The sequence below is a fragment of the Noviluteimonas lactosilytica genome, assembly GCF_020866925.1.
Classification (GTDB): Bacteria; Pseudomonadota; Gammaproteobacteria; order Xanthomonadales; family Xanthomonadaceae; genus Noviluteimonas; species Noviluteimonas lactosilytica.
Window position 1 is genome coordinate 1 of the sequence record NZ_JAJGAK010000001.1, and the last position, 26,447, is coordinate 26,447.

25 protein-coding genes and 1 tRNA gene are annotated in these 26,447 nt (G+C 66.5%); 9 read left to right on the forward strand and 17 right to left on the reverse strand.

Features of this window, described 5'->3' with window-relative positions; all coding sequences use genetic code 11:
* Window positions 1-278: 278 nt before the first annotated feature.
* Together LK996_RS00005 and LK996_RS00010 are read left to right on the forward strand one after the other, a co-directional pair.
* Entirely contained in the window at window positions 279-950 is a 672-nt protein-coding gene (locus LK996_RS00005; RefSeq protein WP_230525129.1) for a hypothetical protein, read from the forward strand.
* A 527-nt stretch (window positions 951-1,477) separates the two neighbouring features.
* Window positions 1,478-1,563: transfer RNA gene (locus LK996_RS00010), tRNA-Asp, on the forward strand.
* Window positions 1,564-2,002: 439 nt separating this feature from the next.
* Here LK996_RS00010 and LK996_RS00015 read toward each other — a convergent pair.
* The 4 genes from LK996_RS00015 to ppsR all read right to left on the reverse strand — a co-directional run bounded on the left by LK996_RS00015 (window position 2,003) and on the right by ppsR (window position 4,559).
* Window positions 2,003-2,266 (reverse strand): DUF3653 domain-containing protein, encoded by a 264-nt coding sequence (locus tag LK996_RS00015; RefSeq protein WP_230525130.1) that lies wholly within the window; start codon window positions 2,264-2,266, stop codon window positions 2,003-2,005.
* A gap of 188 nt (window positions 2,267-2,454) precedes the next feature.
* Window positions 2,455-3,042: a DUF4124 domain-containing protein gene (locus LK996_RS00020; RefSeq protein WP_230525131.1), complete on the reverse strand. Its 588-nt coding sequence runs from the start codon at window positions 3,040-3,042 to the stop codon at window positions 2,455-2,457.
* Between the two features lie 39 nt (window positions 3,043-3,081).
* Window positions 3,082-3,570, reverse strand: a complete 489-nt coding sequence (locus tag LK996_RS00025) for a DUF1249 domain-containing protein (protein WP_230525132.1) — start codon at window positions 3,568-3,570, stop codon at window positions 3,082-3,084.
* 167 nt (window positions 3,571-3,737) lie between these two features.
* Window positions 3,738-4,559, reverse strand: coding sequence for a posphoenolpyruvate synthetase regulatory kinase/phosphorylase PpsR (ppsR, locus tag LK996_RS00030; RefSeq protein WP_230525133.1), 822 nt, complete (start codon window positions 4,557-4,559; stop codon window positions 3,738-3,740).
* Between the two features lie 104 nt (window positions 4,560-4,663).
* Here ppsR and ppsA point away from each other — a divergent pair, with 104 nt between their 5' ends.
* Complete coding sequence (ppsA, locus tag LK996_RS00035) at window positions 4,664-7,033, forward strand: phosphoenolpyruvate synthase (RefSeq protein WP_230525134.1); 2,370 nt, start codon at window positions 4,664-4,666, stop codon at window positions 7,031-7,033.
* A gap of 159 nt (window positions 7,034-7,192) precedes the next feature.
* On the opposite strand, the gene LK996_RS16645 is transcribed toward ppsA, so the two are convergent.
* Window positions 7,193-10,141, reverse strand: a complete 2,949-nt coding sequence (locus tag LK996_RS16645; RefSeq protein WP_230525135.1) for a two-component regulator propeller domain-containing protein — start codon at window positions 10,139-10,141, stop codon at window positions 7,193-7,195.
* 1 nt (window position 10,142) lies between these two features.
* Window positions 10,143-10,712 carry an oligoribonuclease gene (gene orn, locus LK996_RS00045; RefSeq protein WP_230525136.1) on the reverse strand — a complete coding sequence of 190 codons (570 nt, stop codon included), beginning with the start codon at window positions 10,710-10,712 and terminating at the stop codon, window positions 10,143-10,145.
* 75 nt (window positions 10,713-10,787) lie between these two features.
* On the opposite strand from orn, the gene LK996_RS00050 reads away from it, so the two are divergent.
* On the forward strand, window positions 10,788-11,270 hold the full coding sequence (locus LK996_RS00050; RefSeq protein ID WP_230525137.1) for a DUF2721 domain-containing protein: 483 nt from the start codon (window positions 10,788-10,790) through the stop codon (window positions 11,268-11,270).
* A gap of 156 nt (window positions 11,271-11,426) precedes the next feature.
* Window positions 11,427-11,873: a YciI family protein gene (locus LK996_RS00055; RefSeq protein WP_230525138.1), complete on the forward strand. Its 447-nt coding sequence runs from the start codon at window positions 11,427-11,429 to the stop codon at window positions 11,871-11,873.
* Between the two features lie 53 nt (window positions 11,874-11,926).
* Here LK996_RS00055 and LK996_RS00060 read toward each other — a convergent pair whose 3' ends face one another.
* A complete protein-coding gene (locus LK996_RS00060; RefSeq protein WP_230525139.1) occupies window positions 11,927-12,391 on the reverse strand; it encodes a glycine zipper 2TM domain-containing protein in 465 nt (154 codons plus the stop codon).
* 155 nt (window positions 12,392-12,546) lie between these two features.
* Here LK996_RS00060 and LK996_RS00065 point away from each other — a divergent pair, with 155 nt between their 5' ends.
* Window positions 12,547-12,828: a DUF2277 domain-containing protein gene (locus LK996_RS00065; RefSeq protein ID WP_230525140.1), complete on the forward strand. Its 282-nt coding sequence runs from the start codon at window positions 12,547-12,549 to the stop codon at window positions 12,826-12,828.
* A 36-nt stretch (window positions 12,829-12,864) separates the two neighbouring features.
* On the opposite strand, the gene LK996_RS00070 is transcribed toward LK996_RS00065, so the two are convergent.
* From LK996_RS00070 to folD, 5 genes are all read right to left on the reverse strand, one after another.
* The gene (locus LK996_RS00070; RefSeq protein WP_230525141.1) at window positions 12,865-14,937 is read right to left on the reverse strand and encodes an alkaline phosphatase D family protein; all 2,073 of its coding nucleotides are present in this window, start codon (window positions 14,935-14,937) and stop codon (window positions 12,865-12,867) included.
* A gap of 166 nt (window positions 14,938-15,103) precedes the next feature.
* Window positions 15,104-15,586, reverse strand: a complete 483-nt coding sequence (gene tadA / locus LK996_RS00075) for a tRNA adenosine(34) deaminase TadA (RefSeq protein WP_230525142.1) — start codon at window positions 15,584-15,586, stop codon at window positions 15,104-15,106.
* Window positions 15,583-17,157, reverse strand: a complete 1,575-nt coding sequence (gene guaA, locus LK996_RS00080) for a glutamine-hydrolyzing GMP synthase (RefSeq protein WP_230525143.1) — start codon at window positions 17,155-17,157, stop codon at window positions 15,583-15,585. Before guaA ends, tadA begins: the two co-directional genes overlap by 4 nt.
* Before the next feature lie 46 nt (window positions 17,158-17,203).
* Window positions 17,204-18,661: an IMP dehydrogenase gene (gene guaB, locus LK996_RS00085; RefSeq protein ID WP_230525144.1), complete on the reverse strand. Its 1,458-nt coding sequence runs from the start codon at window positions 18,659-18,661 to the stop codon at window positions 17,204-17,206.
* 41 nt (window positions 18,662-18,702) lie between these two features.
* Window positions 18,703-19,575 (reverse strand): bifunctional methylenetetrahydrofolate dehydrogenase/methenyltetrahydrofolate cyclohydrolase FolD, encoded by an 873-nt coding sequence (folD, locus tag LK996_RS00090; protein ID WP_230525145.1) that lies wholly within the window; start codon window positions 19,573-19,575, stop codon window positions 18,703-18,705.
* A gap of 87 nt (window positions 19,576-19,662) precedes the next feature.
* On the opposite strand from folD, the gene LK996_RS00095 reads away from it, so the two are divergent.
* Genes LK996_RS00095 through LK996_RS00105 form a run of 3 tightly spaced genes read left to right on the forward strand, consistent with a single transcriptional unit; the run spans window position 19,663 to window position 20,959 of the window.
* A complete protein-coding gene (locus tag LK996_RS00095; protein WP_230525146.1) occupies window positions 19,663-19,977 on the forward strand; it encodes a DUF1244 domain-containing protein in 315 nt (104 codons plus the stop codon).
* Window positions 19,974-20,762 (forward strand): alpha/beta hydrolase, encoded by a 789-nt coding sequence (locus LK996_RS00100; RefSeq protein ID WP_230525147.1) that lies wholly within the window; start codon window positions 19,974-19,976, stop codon window positions 20,760-20,762. Before LK996_RS00095 ends, LK996_RS00100 begins: the two co-directional genes overlap by 4 nt.
* Window positions 20,759-20,959, forward strand: a complete 201-nt coding sequence (locus LK996_RS00105; protein ID WP_230525148.1) for a hypothetical protein — start codon at window positions 20,759-20,761, stop codon at window positions 20,957-20,959. The genes LK996_RS00100 and LK996_RS00105 overlap by 4 nt, the downstream gene beginning before the upstream one ends.
* On the opposite strand, the gene LK996_RS00110 is transcribed toward LK996_RS00105, so the two are convergent.
* From LK996_RS00110 to der, 5 genes are all read right to left on the reverse strand, one after another.
* Window positions 20,931-21,974: a DUF2272 domain-containing protein gene (locus LK996_RS00110; RefSeq protein ID WP_230525149.1), complete on the reverse strand. Its 1,044-nt coding sequence runs from the start codon at window positions 21,972-21,974 to the stop codon at window positions 20,931-20,933. The two genes, LK996_RS00105 and LK996_RS00110, sit on opposite strands and share 29 nt — an antisense overlap.
* A 33-nt stretch (window positions 21,975-22,007) precedes the next feature.
* Window positions 22,008-23,135, reverse strand: coding sequence for a molybdopterin-synthase adenylyltransferase MoeB (gene moeB / locus LK996_RS00115; protein WP_230525150.1), 1,128 nt, complete (start codon window positions 23,133-23,135; stop codon window positions 22,008-22,010).
* Between the two features lie 67 nt (window positions 23,136-23,202).
* Window positions 23,203-24,438 carry a molybdopterin molybdotransferase MoeA gene (locus LK996_RS00120; protein WP_425493686.1) on the reverse strand — a complete coding sequence of 412 codons (1,236 nt, stop codon included), beginning with the start codon at window positions 24,436-24,438 and terminating at the stop codon, window positions 23,203-23,205.
* Window position 24,439: 1 nt separating this feature from the next.
* Window positions 24,440-25,012, reverse strand: a complete 573-nt coding sequence (gene mobA / locus LK996_RS00125; protein ID WP_230525151.1) for a molybdenum cofactor guanylyltransferase — start codon at window positions 25,010-25,012, stop codon at window positions 24,440-24,442.
* A gap of 25 nt (window positions 25,013-25,037) precedes the next feature.
* A complete protein-coding gene (gene der, locus LK996_RS00130) occupies window positions 25,038-26,441 on the reverse strand; it encodes a ribosome biogenesis GTPase Der (RefSeq protein WP_230525152.1) in 1,404 nt (467 codons plus the stop codon).
* Between the last annotated feature and the right edge of the window lie 6 nt (window positions 26,442-26,447).

Genomic DNA, 26,447 nt, shown 5'->3' on the forward strand with positions numbered 1-26,447 from the left:
GCGTAAAAGACGCGCGGGTTCGCTTGTCCGCTTCAGCTCATCGCGAAAGGTCCCGCGGCCGCTCATAAGGCGCGCGCTCAAACGTCCCCTTCTGGCCGATAGCGGACATTCCGCTCGGCCTGCCTAACGTGCATCCGCACGGTCCCAAAAACTCCCGAGGCTTTCCAGTGCAGCGCGATCCCAAATCGCTTCTAGCTAAGTCCAGTCGGCTTCTCGGATGGGCGAGGCAAGAATTTCAGACAATGATCGTAGCGGGGGAGTCCCGCGACACTGAGTCGATGGAACGCGCATTCTTTTGCGAGCTGATGTTTATCAACTCCGCACGTGAGGCGCTACTTGAAGCGTCGACTTTAATCGACGGCGAATTCACCAGGAACCGCATTGAGGATGAGCGCAGTAGGGAAGGAACGCTACTTCACTACTTTTGGCGTGCACGAAACGCCGATATGCATGACGTGATTAAGTGGGACAGCAACACCGCCGCTCTCCATGTCGAGATTGTCGGGCAGCCAGCTCCGGGGATTTATTTGATGGGTGACGCAACGAACGAATTGGATGCGCGAGTCTTGTTCGCCTACAACGCCTGTTCGATAGACGAGGCGATGGCTCGGATTGCCAGAAAAGAAAGACCTGATCCGGCGCGTGAGGAAATTGCAGGGCTCAAAATCGCAATACCCCAGTACTCAATCGATCTCGAAACATTTTCTTATTTGGACGCGCGAAAGAAGCCACCTATGCAGCATGTGCCCGCTCCAACCGAACACTTCGGGATTCAAATGGAGCCGCTTGCACTAGAGGGATGTTTTTACGTCCTCAAGTTCTACAACGAATGCGAGCTTGCCCTCGGGAGCGCGATACACATGCACCTTCCTAGGCTTCGGTTCCCAAAAGAGTACGAAGAAACCACGCTAACTTCAGGCTGGCGACGCTCCGACATTCGCAGAAATTAAGCTGAAGCGGCTGAAGGATTCAGTCGTAAGAAGTGGGCGGAGGAATGCGCGACTGATTCCCTGGGCGATGGCCTACCAGCTCTGCGTGGTTGAGTTTCGCGCCGCACTGCAGGCATTCGACGACGCCTGATGGCGCATCCGTTCCGCGTGCGAGCATGAAGATTGTGCCGCCGCAATGGGGGCAGGCCAGACGCGCTTCGGGCGGCGGGCGATCCACGGGAATATGGTGCGCCGGTCACGTTGGCGTGTCATCCCGTGACTTTCGGTAACCACGCAGGTCGTCGAAGAGGATCGCGTTTCGCGAGAGCACGCGGGTTTGGGGCGGCCCCTAAACTACTCGCCGAATAATGCGCAAGCCCGTTGACAGCCTCCGGCGGCGGGGCGTAGCTTCGATTTTCGAAGGCCACAATATGTAGTGGTGGTGGCTTTCGCCGGAGGAGGTATTTGTGCTTTCCGGCGCCCTAAACGACACAGCCCCCGGTTGTCATCCCGGGGGCTGTGGAAGGCGGGGCCTTCTGTGTCGCTTTGCCCGTGTGGCGAAATTGGTAGACGCGCCGGACTGTCAATCCGGTGACCTCCTCGGGTTTTGCGGGTTCGAATCCCGCCGCGGGCATTCTCACTATCAAATTTGATGTCAACCCTTGTCAACCCCTGTTGACACCTTTTGGCGGGTTCAGGAGGGGTTTGTCTACCAGGTCCAAAAACAGTCGGGCCTGCCGCCACATGGTCAGGAGTACCGCGCAGGTGAACCTAGGCTAATGCGGGGACTGCGGCTCGGGCGGCGGCGCAGTGTCAGCGTCGTTGGCGGCTGGCCCATTGTTGCTAACCGGGGAGCGTCGCTGCCGCGACTTGAGTTGGTCCTCGCGCCAAACGCCGCCGCATAGCAGGCAGACGAAGCGCGGGCCGACGTGGAGGGTGCCACCGAACAGGCGGAAGCTCACGCCACTGCAGGCTGGACATGCCAGGGAGACGCTCGGGGAATCGTGATCGGTAGCCATGCTTGAATGCTGGCGAAGAACCCGTGGGACTGTCCACTGGTCGCCAGGGTACCTCTATGAAGCACTCAGGTCGCCACACCGGTAATCGGCCAACGGCACCACGACGACCTTGATGCGCGGCCCGTACTGCTGGGCGCGCTTGGCTTGTTCGGCGGCGCGGCGGCTGGCGAAACCGTCCAGACGCAGTTGCATGGCGTCGTGCCACAACAGGCCTTCGAGCCGCGTGCGGCTGATGCGCTGGCCATCCGGGGAAACGAGATGGCGGCCTCGCAGCCGCCATCCGTACCAGTCACCGTCGAAGTCGATCGGTTCGGTCATGTTCTTTCCTGCAGGCGAAAAGGCCAGCGTTGGGTGGCGGGGGTGCACAGCGCGAGAACGCCCAACCCCACCCACAACGTAAGATGCATTATGCGAAGTATCGGGTATGGCCGTTGAGGGGTCGACGACGCCTCCTCCAGGCCAGAACCCCGCTTCCCATGGGCGCTGGGAGCCCTGCGCGTCTTGCGTCAAAGATCCTTGCACTTGGCCCGCACCTTGTCGTCCAACGCACGCAGTTGTTCGAACGTGCGCGTCAGTCCGAGCGCTTCGAGTTTGCGATCGCGTTCCGCGCGCGCCGCTTTACAGGTTTCGCGTTGACGTGATCGGCCGTCGCGTTTCGCGCCGCCCGGTCTTCCAGACGAACTCCCGACCGAACTGCCGCTCGCCACGCGGCCTTTCGACTTCGCGTCCTTGGCCTTGGCCGGCGCCCCGGACGGCACGTCCGAGTCGCTGGCCGCCTCAGGCACCTCGAGCGTCTTCGTCAGCCGGCTGCCGGCGCCACACGGCGCGTCCTGCCAGGTCACGCCGCCTGCAGGATCGATGCAGCGGAACAACTCCGCACCCAGTCCCGACGGCGTCGCCGCAAACAACCCGAGAATCCACGCGACGCGTTGCATGAAGGCTTCCTTGCCGCCGCGCCCGGAAAGGAACCGGGCTTCCATTCGAAGTCGGCGGCGACGGCGCCCGGGGTGGAGCCGTCGTTGCTCCCAGGGGCACCTGAGCAGGGTTCCGGACGCGCCGTCGCCACCGGGGTCCAGATTGCCCGGGCCGCGCATCGTTGACTGTCAGGGAATTCCGGAACGCGTCGTAGGACTTCAGGCCGCGATCGTGACTTCGCCCGCCTCCACCCGCACCAGCGTCGCGACGCCGTGCCCCTGCTCGGCCAGGTATTGCACCCACTTGCCGAGGAACGTGTTCATGCGCAGCCGATGGCAGATCACCTCGGCCGGCGGCGGATACATGCCGATGACGTCCTGCCAGCGCCGCCCGACGTAACAATGCGTCGCCTCGACCTGCTTTGCATCGCGATACAGGCGCAGGTGCGCCGACGGATCGGGCTGTCCGGTCACCGGATCGTAGATCGCGTAACTCAGTCGCAGTTCGACGGTATACGCATGACGCTCGACGACATCGAGCACGACATCCAGGCCGTCGCCGACGCTGGAAACGTAGCGACCGACAGCGAGGTCCTGCGGTTCGAACAGGCGCACGAGGCGCACATGGTTCTCGGCGTACAGCCCCATGAGCCAGCCGAAGCGGCTCAATTTCGGGATGCGCGCGGCGCGTGGTGCGAGACTGCTCATGGCCCGATCCTACACGCGAAGAACCGATGCGGGCAGCATTGACGACACGCCCGCGCAGGCCTAACGTGATGCTTCCCCAACGACAGCCAACGCGCCCGAAAAATTGCGGCGCCGCTTCACGCTGTCCGAACATCCGGTTCCGACGATTTCGTCGGACACGCGCTCCGTCAGAACATCTCGCGATGGATGCCGAGGGTGGTCAGCACCTTGCTCGAGATTTCTTCGATCGACGTGTGCGTCGTGCTCAACGTCGTCAAACGCTCGTTGCGGAAGATGTGTTCGGCCTGCGCGACTTCACGCTTGCACGTGTCGAGCTGCGAGTACTTCGAATTCGGCCGGCGTTCCTGGCGGATCTGGTGCAGTCGAATCGGATCGATCGTCAGGCCGAACAACTTGTGTCGATGCGGACGCAATTTCGCGGGCAGTCGATCGGCTTCGAGGTCTTCTTCGGTCAGCGGATAGTTGGCCGCGCAGATGCCGTAATGCAGCGCGAGGTACACGCATGTCGGCGTCTTGCCCGCGCGCGACACGCCGACGAGGATGATCTCCGCGTCGTCGAAGTCCATGATCATGCCGTCGTCGTGCGTCAGCGCGTAGTTCATCGCGTTGATGCGGCGATGGTACGCCTCGAAGTCGACCATGCCGTGCGCCTGCCCCACGCGCAGCTTGCGCGTCTCGCCGAGTTCGCGTTCGAGCGGCTCGATGAAGGGCGCGAAGATGTCGAGCATCAGTCCCCCGCTCTCCGCGATGATCCGGTAGAGCTCGTTGTCGACGCAGGAATTGACCACGATCGGGCGCACGCCGGCCGCCTCCCCTGCTTCGCGGATGCGTTGTGAGGCTTCGCGGGCCTTGTCGGCGGTGTCGACGAAGGGGATGCGGTCGGTGGTGAACCGCGTGTCGGCGAACTGCGTGAGGAGGCTGTGGCCGATGGTTTCGGCCGTGATGCCGGTGCCGTCGGAGACGTAGAAGACGGGGCGTGTCGGGGTCATGTGCAGGCAGTGGCGACGCGGGGACTGTAAAATACCGCGCTTCGCGGCCGGCGCCGTCGCGCTGTTGCCGCGCCCCTTCCCCCTTCGATGTCCGGAGCTTCGCCTTGAGCCCCAATATCCTGTGGCTGCACGACCTGCGCCTGACCGACCTGGCCCAGGTCGGCGGCAAGAATTCCTCGCTCGGCGAGATGATCGGCAACCTCGCGAAGCTTGGCGTCTCGGTCCCCGGCGGCTACGCGACCACGGCCGACGCCTTCAAGGCCTTCATCGCCCACAACGACCTGCACCAGCGGATCTTCGACCGCCTGGCCACGCTCGATGTCGAGGACGTCCCTGCCCTCACCAAGGCCGGCGGCGAGATCCGCGGCTGGGTGATCGACGCCCCGCTGCAGCCGGACCTCGACCAGGACATCCGCGCCGCCTACGCCAAGCTCTGCGCGGAGAACGGTGGCGGTGATGTCGCCGTCGCCGTGCGCTCGTCCGCGACCGCCGAGGACCTGCCCGACGCCAGCTTCGCCGGCCAACAGGAAACCTTCCTCAACGTGGAGGGCGCCGACGACGTCGTGCGCAAGGTGAAGGAAGTCTTCGCCTCGCTCTACAACGACCGCGCGATCGCCTACCGCGTGCACCACGGCTTCAAGCACGAAGACGTGTTCCTCTCCGCCGGCGTGCAGCTGATGGTGCGTTCGGACGTCGGTTCGTCGGGTGTGCTGTTCACCCTCGACACCGAGTCCGGTTTCCGCGATGTCGTCTTCATCACCGCCAGCTACGGGCTCGGCGAGAACGTTGTGCAGGGTGCGGTGAACCCCGACGAGTTCTACGTCTTCAAGCCGACGCTGAAGCAAGGCAAGCCCGCGATCCTGCGCCGCTCGCTCGGCGCCAAGCAGATCCGCATGGTGTATTCGTCGCAGCCCGGCGAACGCGTTCGCAACGAAGACACGCCGGCGCAACTGCGCAACGCGTTCTCGGTCAGCGACGACGACGTGCACGAGCTCGCGCGCCAGGCGCTGATCATCGAACAGCATTACGGTCGTCCGATGGACATCGAGTGGGCGAAGGACGGAGTCAGCGGCAAGCTCTTCATCGTGCAGGCGCGCCCGGAAACGGTGAAGTCGCGCGGCCACGCCACGCAGATCGAGCGCTACACGCTCGGCCAGCGCGGCGATGTCGTCGCCGAAGGCCGCGCGATCGGCCAGAAGATCGGTTCGGGCGTCGCGCGCGTCGTGCGTTCGCTCGACGACATGGCGCGCGTGCAGCCCGGCGACGTGCTCGTCGCCGACATGACCGACCCCGACTGGGAACCGGTGATGAAGCGCGCGGCGGCCATCGTCACCAACCGCGGCGGCCGCACGTGCCACGCGGCGATCATCGCGCGCGAACTCGGCGTGCCCGCGGTCGTCGGCACCGGCAACGCGCTCGACACGATCCAGGACGGCGCGCAGGTCACCGTGAGCTGCGCCGAAGGCGACACCGGTTTCATCTACGCAGGCTCGCTGCCGTTCGAACGCACCACGACGGACCTGGCCAACATGCCGCCGGCGCCGCTGAAGATCATGATGAACGTGGCGAACCCCGACCGCGCGTTCGACTTCGGTATGCTGCCGAACGCGGGCATCGGCCTGGCGCGTCTTGAAATGATCATCGCCTCGCACATCGGCGTGCATCCGAAGGCGCTGCTCGAATACGACAAGCAGGACAACGCGACGAAGCAGAAGATCGACGCGAAGATGGCCGGCTACGCGAGCCCCGTCGACTTCTACGTCGATCGCCTCGCCGAAGGCATCGCGACGATCACCGCATCGGTCGCGCCGCACGCGGTGATCGTGCGCCTGTCCGACTTCAAGTCGAACGAATACGCGAACCTGATCGGCGGCTCGAAGTACGAACCGCACGAAGAGAACCCGATGATCGGCTTCCGCGGCGCGAGCCGTTACGTCGACGCGTCGTTCAAGGATTGCTTCGAACTCGAATGCCGCGCGGTGCGCAAGGTGCGCGACACGATGGGCCTCACCAACTGCTGGGTGATGATCCCGTTCGTGCGCACGCTCGACGAAGGCCGCAAGGTGCTCGAAGTGCTGAAGGAGTTCGGCCTGGAGCAAGGCAAGGACGGCCTGAAGATCATCATGATGTGCGAGGTGCCGTCGAACGCGCTGATGGCCGACGAATTCCTCGAACTCTTCGACGGCTTCTCGATCGGCTCCAACGACCTGACCCAGCTCACGCTCGGCCTGGACCGCGACTCGGCGATCGTCGCCGGCCTGTTCGACGAACGCGACCCGGCGGTGAAGAAGATGCTCTCGATGGCGATCTCCGCCGCGCGCGCCAAGGGCAAGTACGTCGGCATCTGCGGGCAGGGCCCGAGCGATCACCCGGATCTTGCGCTGTGGTTGATGGAGCAAGGGATCGAGAGTGTTTCGCTGAATCCGGATACGGTTGTCGATACGTGGTTGGCGCTCGCCAAGGCGAAGGCGTGAGTTAGGCGGGAAACGGGAAACAAGGAAAGGGAAACGGGAAACGAAGAGCGGGAAACGGGAAACCGGCCTTCACTTCGGCCGATAGTCTCTCGGCCGAAGCAGAGGTCCGTTTCCCGTTTCCCGCTCCTTGTTTCCCGTTTCCCTTTCCCTTCCCTTGCCTCACCCAACGATCCGATTCCGCCCCGCCCGCTTCGCCTCGTACAACAACTGATCCGCGCGCCGCACCAACCGCTCGTGGTGCGCGAATCCGGTGCGCTCGCACACGCCGCCGCTCAGCGTCATCCGCCAGCCGGGCGCGAATGCATCGCAGTCCATCGCTTCGATCGCTGCGCGTGCGGCTTCGCAACGGGCGCGTGCCTGTTCGAGTGTCGCGAACGGGAATAGCACCGCGAACTCCTCGCCGCCCCAGCGCGCCAGCATCGTGTCGTGGTCGAGCAGGCCGCGCAGCACGCGCGCGACTTCGCGCAGCGCTTCGTCGCCGGCCGCGTGCGAGTACTCGTCGTTGATGTGCTTGAAGTGGTCGATGTCGAGCAGCGCGAAACTCAGGGGCTGCTGCGTGCGCACCGCCGAATCGAACGCCTGCGCCAGGCGTTCGTCGAGGCTGCGCCGATTGTGCAGGCCGGTGAGTGCGTCCTCGCGCGCCTGGCGTTCGAACGCTTCCGATTTGTCGCGCAACTGGTGGACCAGGCGCGTCTTCTCTTCGTCGGCGACGAGCAGGCGCGACGTTTGATCACGCAGGTCCTGCGTGCGCGCTTCGACGGTGCGTTCGAGGTCGACCGCGCGTTGCCGCAGGCTGCGCGTGCGCCAACGCGTGTAGGCGACGATGAGCAATGCAAGCGCGAGCGCGGCGGCCGCGAGGAACCACGGGTGCTGCCAGAACTGCGGCTTGATCCTGATTTCGAGCGTCGTGACCTCGTCGTTCCAGCCCTGGCCAAGACCCGGCGCCGACGACGTGACGTGGAAGCGATACGTGCCCGGCCCGAGGTTCGTGTACTGCGCGACGCGCTGGTTGCCGCGTTCGATCCAGCCCGCGTCGATGCCTTCGAGTCGATAGCGATACCGCAGCAGGCGCGGCATCTGGAAACTCAACCCCGCGTAATGGAATTCGAGCTTGCGCGTGCCCGGCGGCAACTCGAGCTTCGCCTGCAGCGGCATCGCGCGATCATCGGCTAGCACCTGTTCGATCACCACTTGCGGCAACGTGCGGCGATAACTGTGCAGCACGGTCGGATCGACCATCGCCGCACCGCGCGCCGTCGCTACCCACAAGCGGCCCTGCGCATCGCGCATCGCGGCGGGGCCGGAACCGCCGTTGCACTGGCTGCTCGCAAGACCATCGGGTTCGCCGAATTGATCGGGGTTGAGCGTGCGTTGCCGGCCATCGAGCACCGCTTCCGCATCGCGACGCGACACGCGCACGACGCCGCGATTCGACGTGAGCCACAGCCCGCCCGCGTTGTCGTCGACGACCTGGAACAGCGTGTCGACCGGCAATCCCTGCTGCAATCCCAACGATGCCATGCGTCCGTTGCGCCAGCGCACGAGCCCGCGGTCGGTCGCGATCCACAACGTACCGTCGCTGTCTTCGTGGAAGCCGAACACGTCCTGCGCATCGTGCATGCCGTGCAGGTCGATCGGTTCGATGCGGTCCTGCACGACACGCGCCGCGCCGTTCGCCGTGCCCACCCAGACCGTGCCGTCCCGCGCGACGTGCAACGCGAGGATGAACTCGCGCGGCAAGCCGTCGTCCGCGCCGTACAACTTGAATGTGTCGCCGGTCTTGTGCACGAGGCCGCGTGAGGTGCCGATCCACAACGATCCATCGGGCCCATGCGCGAGTGCGCGCACCTGGTTGCTGCCGGGCATGTCGCCGTCGGTGTGGTGATGTTCGACGACCTTGCCGTCGCGCAGGCGAAGCAAGCCGCCGACGTACGTGCCGACCCACAGGCTGTCGTCGGATTCGGCGAGCAGGCTGAGGATCGAATCGCCCGGCAGACCCTGCGCACTCGTCAGCACATCGACGACCTTGCCGTCGCGCCAGCGATTGAGGCCGCGGCTCGTGCCGATCCAGATACTGCCGTCGCGGCCTTGCGTGATCGCGCGAACGTAGTCGTCGCTCAATCCCTGTTCGGTGTTGAACGTGGTGAACGGCGCATCGCGCAGGCGCAACAGGCCTGCGTTGGTGCCGGCCCACAGGCTGCCTTCGCGATCGGTGAACAACGCGGCGACGCGATTGTTCGGCAAGCCTTTCTGGCTGCTCAGCGTGTCGAGCCCGTCGGCGCCCAGGCGCAGCAGGCCGTGATTGACGGTGCCGACCCACAGATCGCCTGCAGCATCGCGCGCGATGCTCGGCACACCGTCGACGGGCAACTGCGACGACACGAGTTCGAAGCGCTCGCCGACGCGACGATAGGCGCCGCGTTCGGTGCCGACGTACAACGCGCCGTCGTTCATCTGCACGACGCGGAAGACCGGCGCCGCAGGCAAGCCATCCTTCGCATCGTACGTGCGCGGCGCGCGGCCTTCGACGAAATGCACGAGGCCCGCCGCGGTGGCGACCCAGACCGAATCGTCGCGATCGCGCAGCAGGCCGAAGGTGATGTTGGTCGGCAGGCCGTTGTCGTCTTCGAAGTGCTGGTGCGGGCCGGTCGGATCGATGCGCGTGAGACCCGCGCTCTCGGTGGCGACCCAGAGACGCCCGCGCTTATCCAGCACGGCGTCCATCACTTCATCCTGCTCGAGCCCCTGCTGCTTGCCGTACGTGCGCCACGCGCCGTCGCGCATCACGCTCACGCCGCCGCGCGAGGTGCCGATGACGAGCGCCCCGTCGGGTGCGACGCGGATCGAACGCACGCCGTTGTCGCGCAGTTCCGGCGTGTTGCGCCGGTCGATGACGTGGAATTCGAGGCCGTTGTAACGGACCAGTCCTTCCCACGTGCCGAACCAGAGATAGCCGTCGGGCGTCTGCGCGATCGCGTTGACCTGGTTGTGCGGCAGGCCTTCGCGCGTGGTCCAGGTTTCGCGGAAATAGGCATTGACGGGCTTGCCGGCCGCGAACGCGGCCGGGGCGATCAGCAGCAGCGCTACCAGTGCAAGGAACCGGCCCACCCTACCCCGTCGGCAGGCCCGACAAGGGGCCCATGTGCTTCCGATAGTAGGCCAACTCTGCAATCGAATCGCGCACGTCGGACAGGGCCGTATGTGCGGCCTGCTTGCGCACGCCCGACAGGACCGACGGCGCCCAGCGGCGGGCGAGTTCCTTGACCGTGCTGACGTCGAGGTTGCGGTAATGGAAGTGGCTTTCGAGCGCCGGCATCATCCGGTGCAGGAAGCGGCGGTCCTGGCAGATCGAGTTGCCGCACATCGGCGAAGCGTTGGCCGGCACCCACTGCGACAGGAAGGCCATCGTCCGGGCTTCGGCTTCCTCGATGGTGACGTGGCTTTCGATCACGCGCTGCCACAGGCCGGACTTGCGGTGCTGGGTGCGGTTCCACTCGTCCATCGCCTCGAGTACCGCCAGCGGGTGCGCGATGGCGAGCTCGGGACCTTCGGCGAGGACCTGCAGGTTGGAGTCGGTGACGACGGTGGCGATCTCGAGGATCGAATCGCGGCCGGTGTCGAGCCCGGTCATTTCCAGGTCGATCCAGATCAGGCGGCCTTCTTCCATGCTGTTCGCCATGCGTCGCGGGTTCCGCCATCGAGTGTTGGTGCCGCATCATAGCCCAGCCCCCTCGCCGAGCTTCCGCCGCCGCCGATGCCCCAGTTCCAGTCCGCCCTCGCCCACTACGCCATCCTGACCGCGATGCTCGCGCCCGCGTTGCTCATGGCCGCGACCGCCTCGTTGCTGGTGTCGGCGAACGCGCGGCTGGCGCGCGTGGTCGACCGCCTGCGCGCGCTGATGATCAGCTGGGAATTCGATGCGCCCGACCGGCAGGAACGCGAGGACCAGATCCAGCGGCACCGCCGCCGCGCGCACCTCGTGCTGCGTGCGTGCCAGTTGCTCTACGGCGCGCTGGGTGCGTTCGTCGGCACGAGCCTCGGACTCGCGGTGGATGCGTTCACCGGCTTCAAGCTCGGCGTGGTGCCGACCGCGCTCGCGGTGATCGGCGTGTTGTTCCTGCTCGCGGCGAGCATCGTGATGGGCAGCGAGGTGAGCCTGTCGGTGAGCAGCTTCGACCTGGAGATGGAGCAGGAGATGAAGCGGAAGATGCCGGCGGATCGCCCGACGAACGAATAGCAAAACAGGGGTCAGAGCACTATTTCCCCTCCCCCGGTTGGCGACGACCCAGATCTACCGTTCGTCGTAAACATTGCGCGCGATGTCGATCTGGCGCCCGCTCGTTCGTCGTCGAAGGTAAGGGCCAGGGCGGCCCGACAACGAGGAGACGAAACAATGCGCGTCATGGTGTTCGCGAAAGCAGACGAAAACAGCAACGCAATCGACTTCACCGCGCCGCCGACGCCAGACGCGCTGGAAGCATTCGCTGCGATGGATCGATTCAACGAAGAGTTGGTCGCGGCCGGCGTGCTCGTCGCTGCTGCAGGACTCAAGCCGACGGCCGAAGGCAAGCGCATCGTCGCCGATGGTTCCGAGCGGTTGATCTTCGACGGTCCGTTTACGGAAGCGCGCGAAGTGATCGCGGGCTTCTCGATCTGGGAAGTGAAGGACATGGACGAAGCGCTCGCGTGGGCGAAGCGCGCGCCCAATCCGATGCCGGGCACGAAGGCGACGATCGAGATTCGGCCGTTCTTCGAAACCGCGGACTTGGGTGAGTTCGTGTCGGCGGAAGATCTCGCAGCGCCGCGCGAAGGTGAGCGCGGGAAGCTGGGTGTCGCGTGATGCCTGGCGGGCGCTGTCGATGCAGAGGCAGCGCCCGATCAGGAGCGTCCGCCTCAACGCAGCCGCGTCACGTTGCCGTTGGAGTCGACTTCCACCATGTCGCCGACGCGGAGCTCGCTCGCATCGTCCACGCTGACGTTGATGAAACTGCCGCGCCCCAAGTTGACGCGCACCGTCGACCTGGTGGGTTGATTGGCGCTGGACGCCTGGTTGCCGATCGCGCCGCCGGCGGCCACGCCCGCCACGGTGGCGGCCCTGCGGCCGCGGCCACCGCCGACACGATTGCCGACCAGGCCGCCCACGACCGAGCCGGCGATGGTCGCACCGGCGCTGCCGCCGCTCTGGGCGCCGACGTTCTGCGTGATGCTCTCGATGGTGCCGCACATCGCACAGCGGAGATAAACGCCGTCGTCGCGTTCGAGCAGGCCGTTGTTGGCGGTCTGGGCATTCGCGACGCCAGTGCCGGCGAGCGCCAGCGAACTCATCACGATCACTTTGTACAAGGAGATGCTCTTCATTGTCGGGGCCTCGGTTTGGCCGAAAGTGAAAGGCACTGTCGCCAACAAGGTCGCTTCGCGCGTCCGCAATGTTTCGCGCTTTCGCTACAGTAGATTTACTGGTGCTGCGCTCGATCGACGCAGCGAATGCCAACGGATGAGCTTCGGGAGGCGCCATGTGCAGGAACATCCGCACGCTTTACAACTTCGAGCCACCGGCAACGCAAGACGAGATTCGCGCCTCGGCCGTGCAGTTCGTCCGCAAGCTCAGCGGATTCAACGCGCCTTCTAAGGCCAACGAGGCTGCATTCAACCTGGCGGTGCAGCAGGTCAGTGAGGCTGCGACGACGCTCATCAATTCGCTGACCACGTTCAGTCCTCCGAAGAGCCGCGAAGCCGAGCGCAGCAAGGCGGCGATGCTTTCGGCGAAGCGGTTCGGCAAGGCCGTTACGGAGTGACCGTTCACCGCCCTCTGGCCAGGTTGCTATCGCGTGTCACACCGCCAATCCGGCATCGCCTTCCAGGACCATCTGCCGCATCTGTGGTGATTCGCCCGCCCGCCACAGCGACACCTCGTGGCGAACGCGATAACGCAACGGCCCACCATCGACGCCCGCGCTGCGCTCGATCGGCCGCGGAATGCAGACGAAGTCCGTCACCATCGACGTGGCATCGACGCGCACCGTCGCGTAGCCGTGCCCGCCCATGTCGACGAACGACAAATGCGGCGACATCTCCGCATTACGCACGGCGTGCGCCTTCGCGAGGTCGCCACTGCTTGCGTACTCCAGCGCCGAACGCACGCCGTGATGCATCAGCAAGTTGACGGTCGGCTGCGGCGGACCGCCGCCGGGATTGGCGACGAACAGCGGGCGCAGCGGATCGTCCGGCTTCATGTTGTGCTCGTTCGCTTCGGCCGCGCCGACCGACGAGATCGAACCGACGACGAAGGTGACGCCCACGGGTTCGAACGCCGCGGGCGGCAGCGTCTTCGCGGCCACGCCCGCCCAGAAGCTGTGGCGATCGCCCGCCACGATCGCGAATCCGGTGATGCCCGCGTCGCGCACCGCATCGAAGATCTCGGCGCGCTCGTGATACGTGCCACCCCAGTCGTAGTTTGCGAGGATCGCGTAGCCGTCGGACCACTTCCCCATCGCGGCCGGCATGTTTTGTGGGTCGAGGCGCCAATCGGGCGTGCCGAGCGAACTGCCCCAGATCTTCCATGTGGCGGTTGCATTGCGCAGGCGTTCGAGGAACCACGCCTTCTGCTTCGCGCCGAGCATCGACTGCGGGGGTTCGTTCGCGCGGAAGTTGGCGATGGACTTGTCGCCGAAGGACAGCTTCGCCGGCGGGTGGCCGTTCGCGAAGTCGCGGCCGCTGTCGATGTGCATCGCCAGCGCTTCGGGGAAGAAGCTGAAAGGCGCGTCCTCGAACAACGGTCCGAGCTCATCGCGGTTCGACGGATCGGGCGAACGGAAGCTGCGCTGGTCGGTGATCACCAGGTCGATGTGCCGGCCCCAACGCAACGCGCGATACGCGATCAGGCTGTCGATTGCGGCGAGGTTGTTGGGCTCGAGTCCCAAGCCGTCGTCATCGAACTCGGTCACCTTGGTGTCGACCACGTGCGGCGCGTCGAAACTCGCGAGTGAGCCGCCCTGCGGCGTGACGCGCGCCGGCTGATATTCGAACCACGCCTGGTTCGCCGCGACCTTCAAGGTCTGCGCAGGCACCGGGCCTTCGCCGTATCCCGCGATCGATTGCCAGCCTTGCCACGAGAACTCGTGGTTGTCCCACATCGCCACGAACGGAAAGCGTGCGCGTGCATCCTGGATGTCGGGATCGAGCAGATACGCGTGGTAGAGCGCGCGATAGTCGTTCAACGACCCCGGCGCCGTGAAGCGATTGTTGGCGACGGCCCTGCCGTGTTCGAACTTGATCGGGAACGTGACAGTGCGGTCGTAGCGTTTGCCGTTCTTCACCTGCTCCGGGTATTGCACGACTTCGTAAACGAAGTCGCCCAGGTGCAGCACGAAGCCGAGCCGTTCGTCCGGCGCCGCGCGTTCGTCTTCGAAGATCATCTTGCGCCAGGCGTTCTGCGCGCCCTCGCAGATGGTCTGGCAACTGACGAACGCGAAGCGCGCCGGACGCGGATCGTCGGGCGCAGGCGCCGTCAACGTGCGACCGATCCGGCTGCCGTTGCCCTCCTCGTCGACGAAGCGATACCAGTATTCGCCGGCCGGCGGCAGATCGCCGACGAGCACGCGGCAGGTCCAGTCGGCCTGCGCCAGGATCGGCACCGCGGTGCTCGCGATCACGCGCGTGAACGCCGGATCCTCCGCCACTTCGACGATCAGCGTGGCGCGGTCGCGGCCATCGGCATACGGGCGGCGCGACCACAGCAGCACGCTGTGGTCGTCGGGATCGCCCGACGCGACGCCCTGCGGAAACAGGTCGCGCCGCTCGCGCCAAGCCGTGGAGGAAGGACGCACTGTCGAGCAACCCCATGCGAGGGTCGCGCCCAGCGCGGCGGCGAGCTTCAGGAACTCGCGGCGGTGAAGCGTTGGCATATCGGACCACCGTTTGCGGTTGTCGATGCGCCGCAACGCTAGACCTCGGAGATCGGCCCGTGAGCGTGCCGGAAGTAGTGCAAGAAGCAGGGGCTAAAAACAGGGGTCAGAGCACTATTTCGCGGAAATGGTGCTCTGACCCCTGTTTTTCAGCTCTGTTTTCCGCTTACACGGGCGGCTTGCCGCGCTTCTTCCGGAAGTAGTTCGTCAGCCGCGTACCCGACTCATCGGCGAGCACGCCACCGACGACTTCCACGCGATGGTTGTGCCGCGGGTCGGTCAGCAGGTCGAACACACTGCCTGCCGCGCCCGTCTTCGGATCACTCGCGCCGAACACCACGCGCGCAATGCGTGCATGCACCATCGCCATCGCGCACATCGCGCACGGTTCGAGCGTCACGTACAGCGTACTGCCGAGCAGGCGATGGTTGCCGACGCGCGCACCGGCCTGGCGCAGCGCGACGATTTCGGCGTGCGCCGACGGATCGCGTTCGGTGATGTTGCGGTTCCAGCCCTCGCCGATCACCTCGCCTTCCGCCGACACGAGCAACGCGCCGACGGGGATCTCGTCGTCTTCGTGCTCCGCGCGCTCGGCCAGTGCGAGCGCGCGTTGCATCCACGCGATGTCGGTGTCGGTCGCGTCCGTCATTCCCACTCGATCGTCGCCGGCGGCTTGCCGGAGATGTCGTACACCACGCGCGAGACGCCGCGCAGTTCGTTGATGATGCGGTTACTCACCTTGCCGAGGAACTCGTGCGGCAGGTGCGCCCAGTGCGCGGTCATGAAGTCGATGGTTTCCACCGCGCGCAACGCGATGACCCATTCGTAGGCACGCGCGTCGCCGACAACGCCCACCGACTTCACTGGCAGGAAGACTGCAAATGCCTGGCTCACCTTGTCGTACAGGTCGGCCTGGCGCAGTTCGTCGATGAAGATGTGGTCGGCCTTCGCGAGCAGGTCGGCGTACTCGGGCTTCACTTCGCCAAGGATGCGCACGCCCAGGCCCGGGCCCGGGAACGGGTGGCGATACACCATCGCGTGCGGCAGGCCGAGTTCGACGCCCAGGCGGCGCACTTCGTCCTTGAACAGTTCGCGCAGCGGTTCGACCAGGCCGAGCTTCATGTGCTCCGGCAGGCCGCCGACGTTGTGGTGGCTCTTGATGACATGCGCCTTGCCGGTCTTGCTGCCGGCCGATTCGATCACGTCGGGATAGATGGTGCCCTGCGCGAGCCACTTCGCGTTTTTGAGCTTGGTCGACTCTTCGTCGAAGATGTCGACGAACAGGTTGCCGATGATCTTGCGCTTGGCTTCGGGATCGCCGACGCCTTCGAGCTTGGCGAAGTAACGCGGCGCCGCATCGACGCGGATCACCTTGACGCCCATGTGCTCGGCGAACATCGCCATCACCTGGTCGCCTTCCTCGAAACGCAACAAACCGGTGTCGACGAACACGCACGTCAGCTGGTCGCCGATCGCGCGATGCAGCAACGCCGCAACGACCGACGAATCAACGCCGCCCGACAACCCGAGGATCACTTCATCGCTGCCGACCTGCGCGCGCACGCGCTCGACGAGGTCGTCGATGATGTTGGCCGCCGTCCACAGCGTGTCGCAGCCGCAGATGTCGACGACGAAGCGGCGCAGCAGCGCCTGGCCCTGGCGCGTGTGCGTGACTTCGGGATGGAACTGCACGCCGTACCAGCGCTTCGACTCGTCGGCCATCGCGGCGACGGGAATGCGATCGGTGCGCGCGGTGACGACGAAGCCCGGCGGCGCCTTCGCGACGTGGTCGCCGTGGCTCATCCAGACATCGAGGCGCGGCGGCGAACCGGGGTGGTCCTTCAAACCGTCGAACAACGCATCGTGCGCGACGATCTCGACCTGCGCATGACCGAACTCGCGCTGGTCCGCGGCTTCCGTCGCACCGCCGAGTTGCGCGGCCATCGTCTGCATTCCGTAGCAGATGCCGAGCAGCGGCAGACCCGCATCCCAGACTTGCTGCGGCGCGCTCGGCGCACCCGGCTCCGTCGTCGATTCCGGACCGCCCGAGAGGATGATGCCCTTCGCGCCGAACGTCGCGATCTCCGCCGGGTCGTGGTCCCACGCCCAGACTTCGCAGTAGACGCCGAGTTCGCGGATGCGGCGTGCGATCAGCTGCGTGTACTGCGCGCCGAAATCGAGGATGAGGATCTTGTCGCGATGGATGTCGTGGGTCGTCATGGGGGCTCGATACGAAAGCGCCGGCACGAAGCCGGCGCGTTGTGGATCAGGAAGCGCGGTAGTTCGGCGGTTCCTTCGTGATCTGCACGTCGTGCACGTGCGACTCGCGCGTGCCGGCGGCGGTGACCTTCACGAAGGACGGCTTGGTGCGCATTTCGTCGATCGTCGCGCAGCCGACGTAACCCATCGTCGCGCGCAGACCGCCGGCGAGCTGGTGCACCACGCCGCTGAGCGGGCCGCGATACGGCACGCGGCCTTCGATGCCTTCGGGCACGAGCTTGTCGGCGTCGCTGGCGTCCTGGAAGTAGCGGTCCTTCGACCCCTTCTCCATCGCGCCCAGCGAGCCCATGCCGCGATAGCTCTTGTAGCTGCGGCCCTGGAAGAGTTCGGTTTCGCCCGGCGATTCCTCGGTGCCGGCGAACAGGCCGCCGATCATCACGCTGGATGCGCCGGCGACGATCGCCTTGCCGATGTCGCCCGAGTAGCGGATGCCGCCGTCGGCGATCAGCGGGATGCGGTTCTGCAACGCCTCGGCGACCATGTCGACCGCGGTGATCTGCGGCACGCCGACGCCTGCCACTATCCGCGTGGTGCAGATCGAACCGGGGCCGACGCCGACCTTCACCGCGTCCGCGCCAGCGTCCATCAACGCGAGCGCCGCGTCGCCGGTGACGATGTTGCCGCCGATGACTTCGAGCTTCGGGAACGTCTTCTTCGCCCACGCCACGCGATCGAGCACGCCCTGCGAATGACCATGCGCGGTGTCGACGATGATCACGTCCACGCCCGCGGCGACGAGCGCTTCGATGCGCTGCTCCGTGTCGCCGCCGACGCCGACCGCGGCGCCGACGAGCAGGCGTTCGCTCGGGTCGTACGCGGCGTTCGGGTTGTCCTGCTTCTTCTGGATGTCCTTGACGGTGATCAGGCCGCGCAATTCGAAGCCGTCATTGACCACGAGCACTTTCTCGATGCGGTGCTTGTGCAGCAGCTGCAGCACTTCGTCATCGCTCGCGCCCTCGCGCACCGTCACGAGCCGATCCTTCTTGGTCATGATGTGGCGGACCGGATCGTCGAGCTTCTTCTCGAAGCGCATGTCGCGCCCGGTGACGATGCCCATCAGCTGGCCGTTCTCGACCACCGGCACGCCGGAGATGTTGCGTGCGCGCGTGAGTCGCAGCACTTCGCCGATCGTGGCCTCGGGGCCGACGGTGAAGGGTTCCTTGATCACGCCGGCTTCGAACTTCTTCACCCGCGCGACTTCCGCCGCCTGGCGTTCGACCGACATGTTCTTGTGCAGGATGCCGATGCCGCCGAGTTGCGCCATGGTGACGGCGAGGCGTGCTTCGGTGACGGTGTCCATCGCGGCCGAAACGATCGGCAGGTTCAGGCGCAGGTTGCGCGTGAGTCGCGTGGAGAGGGAGACGTCCTTCGGGAGGACCGTGGAATGCGCGGGGACGAGGGAGACGTCGTCGAAGGTAAGCGCTTCGGCCTGGATGCGGAGCATTGGGCTGCCCGTGTGCGGGAAGCGCGACATTCTAACCCGTTTCAGGCGTCCACTGATGCCTCTGCTGCCTCCAGTGTGTTCTGCATGAGCGTCGCAACGGTCATCGGCCCTACCCCACCCGGCACCGGCGTGATCCAGCTGGCCCGCTGCGCGGCCGCTTCGAAGCCGACGTCGCCGACCAGGCGCCCGTCGTCGAGGCGGTTGATGCCCACGTCGATCACGACCGCGCCGTCCTTCACCCATTCGCCGGGGATGAGGCAGGGGCGGCCGACCGCGACGACGAGGATGTCGGCGTTGCGGACCGAGGCCTCGAGCACCTGCGGGGGCGTGAACTTGTGGCAGGTCGTGACCGTGCAGCCGGCGATGAGCAGCTCCAGCGCCATCGGGCGGCCGACGTGGTTGGAGACGCCCACGATCGTCGCGCTTGCCCCGCGCACGGGGCGGTCGGTGTAGGCCAGCAGGGTCGTGATCCCGCGTGGCGTGCACGGGCGCAGGCCGAACTGGCGCAGGGCCAGGTGGCCGACGTTCTCGGGATGGAAGCCGTCGACGTCCTTGCGCGGGTCGATGCGATGGATCAGCTGGGTGGCGTCGCGGCGGTCCGGCAGGGGCAGCTGGACGAGGATGCCGTGGACCTCGGGGTCGGCGTTGAGCCTGTCGATGAGGTCGAGCAACTGCGCGTCGGTCGTGTCGGCAGGCAGGTCGTAGTCGATCGCGCGGATCCCGACCTTCTCCGCGGCGCGGCGCTTGTTGCGCACGTAGACCGCCGAGGCCGGGTCGTTGCCGACCAGCACCACGGCCAGCCCGGGCCGGGGCTTGCCCGCTTCCACGCGCGCGGCGACCCGCGCGGCCAGCGAATCGAGGAGGTCTTCGGCGATCCGCTTGCCGTCGAGGATGCGGGCGGGGGGCATCGTCATGCGCTGGCGACCGGCCATATGGTGGATTAGGGCCGGACATTATTGCCGACCCGTTGTAGCCTCGCGACATATCGTCCGGGCCCCGACATGACAGACCAGGATTTCGAGTCCACCCAGATCGAGGCTGCGGCCTTCCGCCGTCTCGTCGAACACCTCGTGCACGAACGTGCCGACGTGCAGAACATCGAGTTGATGACCCTCGCCGGCTTCTGCCGCAATTGCCTCGCCGACTGGTATCGCGAAGCCGCCGAACAGCGCGGCATCTCGATGACGAAGGATGAAGCGCGCGAAGCGATCTACGGCGAGCCGTTCGCACAATGGAAAGACAAGCACCAGCGCGAAGCGACCGCGGAACAACTCGCGGCCTTCGAAGCCGCGCAACGCAAGGGAGTGCAGCCATGACTCGCAAGAAGCTACTCACCGTCGCATTGCTCGCCACCCCTGCCCTCGCCTATGCGGGCCTGTGCGGATGGATGTACGCCAAGCAGCGCGAGTTGCTGTACTTGCCGCACATGACGAAGGTCGACGCGGCGCAGACCGATTTCGGCATCGCGCGCAACGGCGTGATGCTCAACGGCTGGCTGGTGAACATCGGGCAGCCTGGCGCGATCCTGTATTTCGGCGGCAACGCCGAACGCGTCGAAGATCGCCGCAAGGAGTTCGCGCGGTTGTTCCCGCACGCGAGCACGTACCTCGTGCCCTATCGCGGTTACGGCGCGAGCGAAGGCACGCCGACGGAAGCCGACATCCTCGAAGACGCACTCGCGGTCTACGACCAGGTGCAGGCGCGCCAACCCGGCGCGAAGATCGTGGTGATCGGACGCAGCCTCGGCAGCGCGGTCGCCAGTTACGTCGCGTCGAAGCGCCCGGTGGCCAAGCTCGTGCTGGTCACGCCGTTCGACAGCATGGCCAACGTCGCGCAATCGCACTATCCGTGGCTGCCGGTGCGCTGGCTGCTGCAGGATCGCTACGAACAGGCGACGTACCTGCACGCCTACAAGGGGCCGCTGATGATCGTGCGTGCGGGCCGCGATGACGTCGTGCCGGCGGAGAGCACCAACCAACTCATCGCGTCGCTCGGTCGCAAGGCGCGCGTGCTCGACCTGCCGCAAGCCGATCACTCGTCCGTCGCCACCGACGCGACGTATGCGCGCGCGCTGACTTCGTTCGTCGGCGCGCCGCGATGATCAACCAGGGCCAGTGTCCGAAGTGCGGGCAACGCGTGCTGCACGTGCGCATCGAATCGGCGGTCGCGACCGTCGACGAAACGGCGAAGGGCCGCGTGATGACCTTCTCGTGCATCCACTGCCACACCGTGCTCGGCGTGCAGATGGATCCGCGCGCGAAGCCGCGGTCTAAGCGCCAGGCGCCGGCGGAGGAGTAAGCGGCGCAGGTTGCGTCGCGGGCGCTTGCGGCGTCAGCGGCGTCGGCTGCGCCGGGCAACGTCTCATGTCGGGCGGCATCGGCAACGGACACAACGTGCAGCAGTTCTGCACGGGCGGCGGCACCGGCGTCTTCGGTTGGAGCTTGATCAGCGCGACCCAATCCTGTCGATTGAACGTGCACGCCGCGGATGAACCCGGCCGGCACAGCGCCGGCGCGCCCGTCTTGTGCGGCAGGTTCCAGAGCGTGCCCTGGCGATTGACGTGCAGCGTGCGCATCGTGACGCCCTGCAGCACGTTGCCGCCGACCGCGTAGAGCTTGCCGTCGTCGATCGACACGACGATGTCGCAATGCATCGCGAGCATGTCGGCGTTGCGTTCGACATACGCGCGCAGACCCGCGGGCCCGATCGGCATCGATTGCCCACGCGTGAAGCACAGCAGGTCGCCCACCGCGGGCACCTCGCGCTCGGGATCGGCCAGGCGCAACGGCGCGCCGGGTCCGCCGCGCATCGCTTGCCGCACGAAATCGAAATGGCTCGCCGAGGGCGCGAAGCCCGGCACGCCCGCGCGCATGTACGCGAAGGAGACGAACACCGCCGACCAAGGCGTGTCGACGACGAACGCACGACACGCCGCCGACCCCGGCCACGCATCGAGTCCGACGCCGCATTCGCTCGCGCCGGGGCGACCGCTCATGCCGTACAGCAGGCCGGTGCCTTTCCAGTAATCGACGACGCGCCGCCAGGCCGGCGTCGTGCGGTCGTTCAATCGGCTGTTCTCCGCTTCGGCGATGCTGATGCTCGCCAGGCGTCCGTTCTCGTCGAGGAACGGCGAGTACCAGAGGCGATGCTCGCCGCAGGCGATCGCGGCCACGCGCTGGCCCCAGGTCGTGGCCGGGGGTGTTGCGATGTCGCAGGGTTCGGCGGCACGCGCCGCGTTGCATGCAACGAATCCGAGCGCCGCCAGCAGCAGCGCCATCCCCCACTTCGATCGACCGCGGACAACGCCTTCCATGCCTTCCCCTGCTCCAGTGGCGGGGACCGACCGTCAGCCCCCGCTGCAAAACCTCGCATAGTCGATGTAACCGGGAAAATCACGCCCGGGAGGACAGACGGGGCAATCGGGGTCCGGCGACAGGCGCGTTTCGCGGAAGCGCAGGCCCAGTGCATCGATGTGCAGCAGGCGGCCCGTCATCGGCGTGCCGAGGCCGAGCAGCAGCTTGATCGTTTCGGTCGCCTGCAGCAGGCCCACGATGCCGGGCACGACGCCGAGCACGCCGGCCTCGGCGCAATTGGGCGCGGCTTCCGGCGGCGGCGGTTCGGGGAACAGGCAGCGATAGCACGGCGCGCTGCCGCGATGACGGCCCGCATCGAACACGCCGACCTGCCCTTCGAAGCGATGCACCGCGCCGTAGACCAGCGGCTTGCCCAGTTTCACGCAGGCGTCGTTGAGCAGATAGCGCGCGGCGAAGTTGTCGGCGCCGTCGAGGACGACATCGACGCCTTCGAGGAGGCGTTCGACATTGTCCGACGTCACGCGTTCGTTGACCGCCTCGATGCGCACGCGCGGATTGAGCGCGGCGAGCGTGTCGCGTGCGCTGTCCACCTTCGCCACGCCGATGCGCGCATCCGCGTGCAGGATCTGGCGTTGCAGGTTGCTGCGATCGACGATGTCGTCGTCGGCGATGCGCAGCGTGCCCACGCCCGCGGCCGCGAGGTAATACGCAGCAGGCGAACCGAGGCCGCCCGCGCCGATCACGAGCACGGTCGCCGCTTCGAGTTTCTTCTGCCCCGCGAGGCCGACTTCGGGCAAGCGCAGGTGGCGCGAATAACGATCGCTGAAATCGTCGTCGAGCTCGGGCGCATCCATCGGCAGGCCCGCGGCAGACCACGCGAGCGTGCCGCCGACGACCGATGCGAGATTCGTGTAACCGCGCGCGGCCAGTGCGTCGGCCGCGAATTGCGAACGTCGACCGCTCTGGCAGATCAGCAGGATTTCGGCGTCGAGCGCGGGGAGATGCGTGGCAGGGTCGGCTTCCAGTTCGCCGCGCGCGACGCCCAATGCACCGCGCGCGGTGCCCAGTGCGCGTTCGTGCGCGTCGCGGACGTCGACCAGGAGGGCGCCGGCTTGCTGTCGCGCAAGCGCGTCGGCGGGAGTCAGTTCGTGCACGGCCATTTGCAGATTATGCGCCTATTGAAGTGGGCGCCTATCGAAGCCGGCGCCTGTTGAAGCCCGGCGCCTCTCAGTAGGGCAGCACGTCGACGACATCGCCGACGGCCAACGATTGCGGGCCATCGGGCACGACGATCAGCACATCCGCCATTGCCGCGGCGCGCAGGCGATGCGAACCGGTGGCGGCGTCGGGCGTGACGCGCAGCGTGCCGTCCTCGCCTGCTTCGAGCGTGCCGCGCATGAACTCGCGGCGCGCATGTGGCTTGTCGATCGCGGCGGCCAGGCGTGCGCGGAATTGGCGGCGCGGTTCGGTGCGCCCCTGCAGGCCATCGAGCAGACGGCGGCCGAGCGTCGCATACGTCGCGAACACCGACACCGGATTGCCCGGCAAACCGAGGAACCGCGCGCGATCGAGTTCGCCGAACAACAACGGCATGCCCGGCTTCATGCGGACTTTCCAGAAATGCACGCGGCCGTGCTCGGCGAGCAGCGCGGGCACGTGGTCCTTCTCGCCCGCCGACACCGCGCCGCAGGTGATCACGACATCGAAGCTCGACGCCGCATCGCGCAGCATCGATTCGATGCGCACGGGATCGTCGGGCAGCGTGGGCCACGCGGTGGGTTCGAGGCCGTCGGCGCGCAGCAGGCCCATCAACAACTCGCGGTTGCTGTCGTGGATCTGGCCGGGGTCGAGCGGCATGCCGGGCGGCACGAGTTCGTCGCCGGTGGTGAAGACCGCGACGGTCGGGCGCGCGGAAACGGTCAGTTGATCGATGCCGAGCGATGCGGTGGTGGCCACGCGCGCGGGCGTGAGCACCTGGCCCGGCGCGAGGATCGCATCGCCGGTGCGGACGTCTTCGCCCGCGCGTCGCACGTTGGCGTGCGCGCGGATGCCGGCGGGGATCGCGATGTTCTCGCCATCGACGCGAACGACTTCGCGGATGACGACGGTGTCCGCGCCCTCCGGCATCGGTGCGCCGGTGGTGATGCGCACGCATTCGCCTTCGCCGACGCGCAGGCCGAGCGCGCGGCCGGCGAATTGTTCGCCGACCAGGCGCAGCGTCGTTTCACCCGCGGCGACATCCGCGTGGCGCACTGCGTAGCCGTCCATCGCGCTGTTGTCGAACGGCGGCAGCGGCATCGGTGCGATCACGTCCTGCGCGAGGATGCGCTGGTGCGTGCGCGCTATCGCGAGTCGTTCGGTCGGAAGGCGGTTCGCCGCGGCGATCGTGTCGACGATCGACCGGGCTTCGTCGAACGTGAGTTGGGTCGGGAAGGTGTTGTCGCGCATGGGGTCGTCGCGCATGTCAGGGCAGCGTGGCGCCGGCGGCCGCGAGGTCGTCGGGCGTGTTGAGGTTGCCGAAGCGCACGCCTTGGAGGCGGATGCGCGGCATCGACATCGTGTGTTGCAGGGATTGGATGGCCAGGTCGTCCGCGTCGCGCGAAGCCAGCGCCTTGCGCAGCGCTTCGACGTTCCAGAGCGCGACCAGCGGTTGCACGCCATCGTCGTCCTCGATGCTCGCGCCCTGCCCGCCGGCGCTTTCGAGCGTCGCGACCAGGCAATCGTTGACGAAGACGAGATCGACGGGAACGGTGAGCATCCACGGCGTCGTGCACGCGGCGGCGAGCGCATCGAGACCACCGATGGGGCCGAGGTCCGGCGTGCGATCCGGCACCGCGATGTAACCGAGGGATTCGAATCGCGCGAGATCGCGGTTCGCGCTGACCAGCACCTGCGACACGTCGCGTTCGAATCGCTGCGCGAGCCGCTGCACCTGCGGCACGCCGCCACGCACGATCCACGCCTTGTCGCATCCGCCGAGCCGCGTGCCGCGACCACCGGCGAGGATCCCGAGCGCGATGTCGCGCGGGGCGATCACCGTGGCGCGCTCGCTTGCACGGCGATCACTTGCCGCGTTTGACGTGCCGCATCAGGCGGCGCTTCTTCGCGACCTGGCGCTGGCTCAGCGGGCCCTTCGGCTTGTCCTTGTACGGGTTCTCGCCTTCCTTGAAGACGAAACGCACCGGCGTGCCCACGAGCTTGAAGCGCTTGCGGAAGAAGTTCTCGAGATACCGGCGATACGAATCCGACAGCGTGCGCAGGCGCGTGCCATGCACGATGAAGGTCGGCGGGTTCTCGCCACCCGGATGCGCGAAGCGCAGCTTGGCGACGTGGCCGCGCACGACCGGCGGCGGATTGGTTTCGTAGGCGACTTCCAGCGCGCGCGTGATCTCGGCGGTGCTGAACTGGCGCGTCGCCGAGGCGTGCGCGCGATGCACCGCCTTGAACAACTCGCGCAGGCCCGAACCGTGCAGCGCGGAGATGCGCACCGCTTCGGCCCAGTCGACGAACGAGAGCTTGCGCGCCAGCAGCGCTTCGGTCTGCTGGCGCTGGTAATCGGTCTGGTGGTCCCACTTGTTGACCGCGACGACGAGCGCGCGGCCGGAGTCGAGCACCGCGCCGAGCACGCTTGCGTCCTGCTCGGTCACGCCTTCGCTGGCGTCGAGCATGATCACCGCGACCTGGCACTGTTCGATCGCCTGCAGCGTCTTGACGATGGAGAACTTCTCCACCGCTTCCTCCACGCGCCCCTTGCGACGCAGGCCGGCGGTGTCGATCAGGCGGTACTTGCGACCGTCGCGCTCGAGGTCGACGGCGATCGAATCGCGCGTCGTGCCCGGCACGTCGGAGGCGATCATCCGTTCTTCGCCGAGGATGCGATTGACCAGCGTCGACTTGCCGACGTTCGGGCGGCCGACGAACGCCAGGCGCATGCGCTCCGGATCGTCGTCGAGGATCTCGGCGTCGCCGTCCTTCGGCAACACGGCGAGCGTGCGCGCGAGCAGCGTGTCGATGCCGGTCTTGTGCGACGACGACACCGCGAGCACGTCCTTGAAGCCGTAGCGCGCGAAGTCGTTGAGCGCGGCCTGGACGTCGAGGCCGTCGATCTTGTTGACGACCAGGAACGTGGGCGTGTCGATCTTGCGCAGCCACGCGAGGATCTCGTCGTCGAGCGCGGACGCGCCTTCGCGACCATCCACGATGAAGAGGACCACATCCGCTTCTTCGGCGGCCGCGCGCGACTGGCGCGCGGTGGCGCCGGCGAGGCCTTCTTCGATGCCGGCGATGCCGCCGGTGTCGACGAGCACGAACGGGCGCTCGGGATCCAGGCGGCACACGCCGTAGTTGCGATCGCGGGTGACGCCGGGTTCGTCGTGCACGAGTGCATCGCGCGTGCGCGTCAGTCCGTTGAACAGCGTCGACTTGCCGACGTTCGGGCGGCCCACCAGGGCAACGAGAGGAAGCATGCTGGG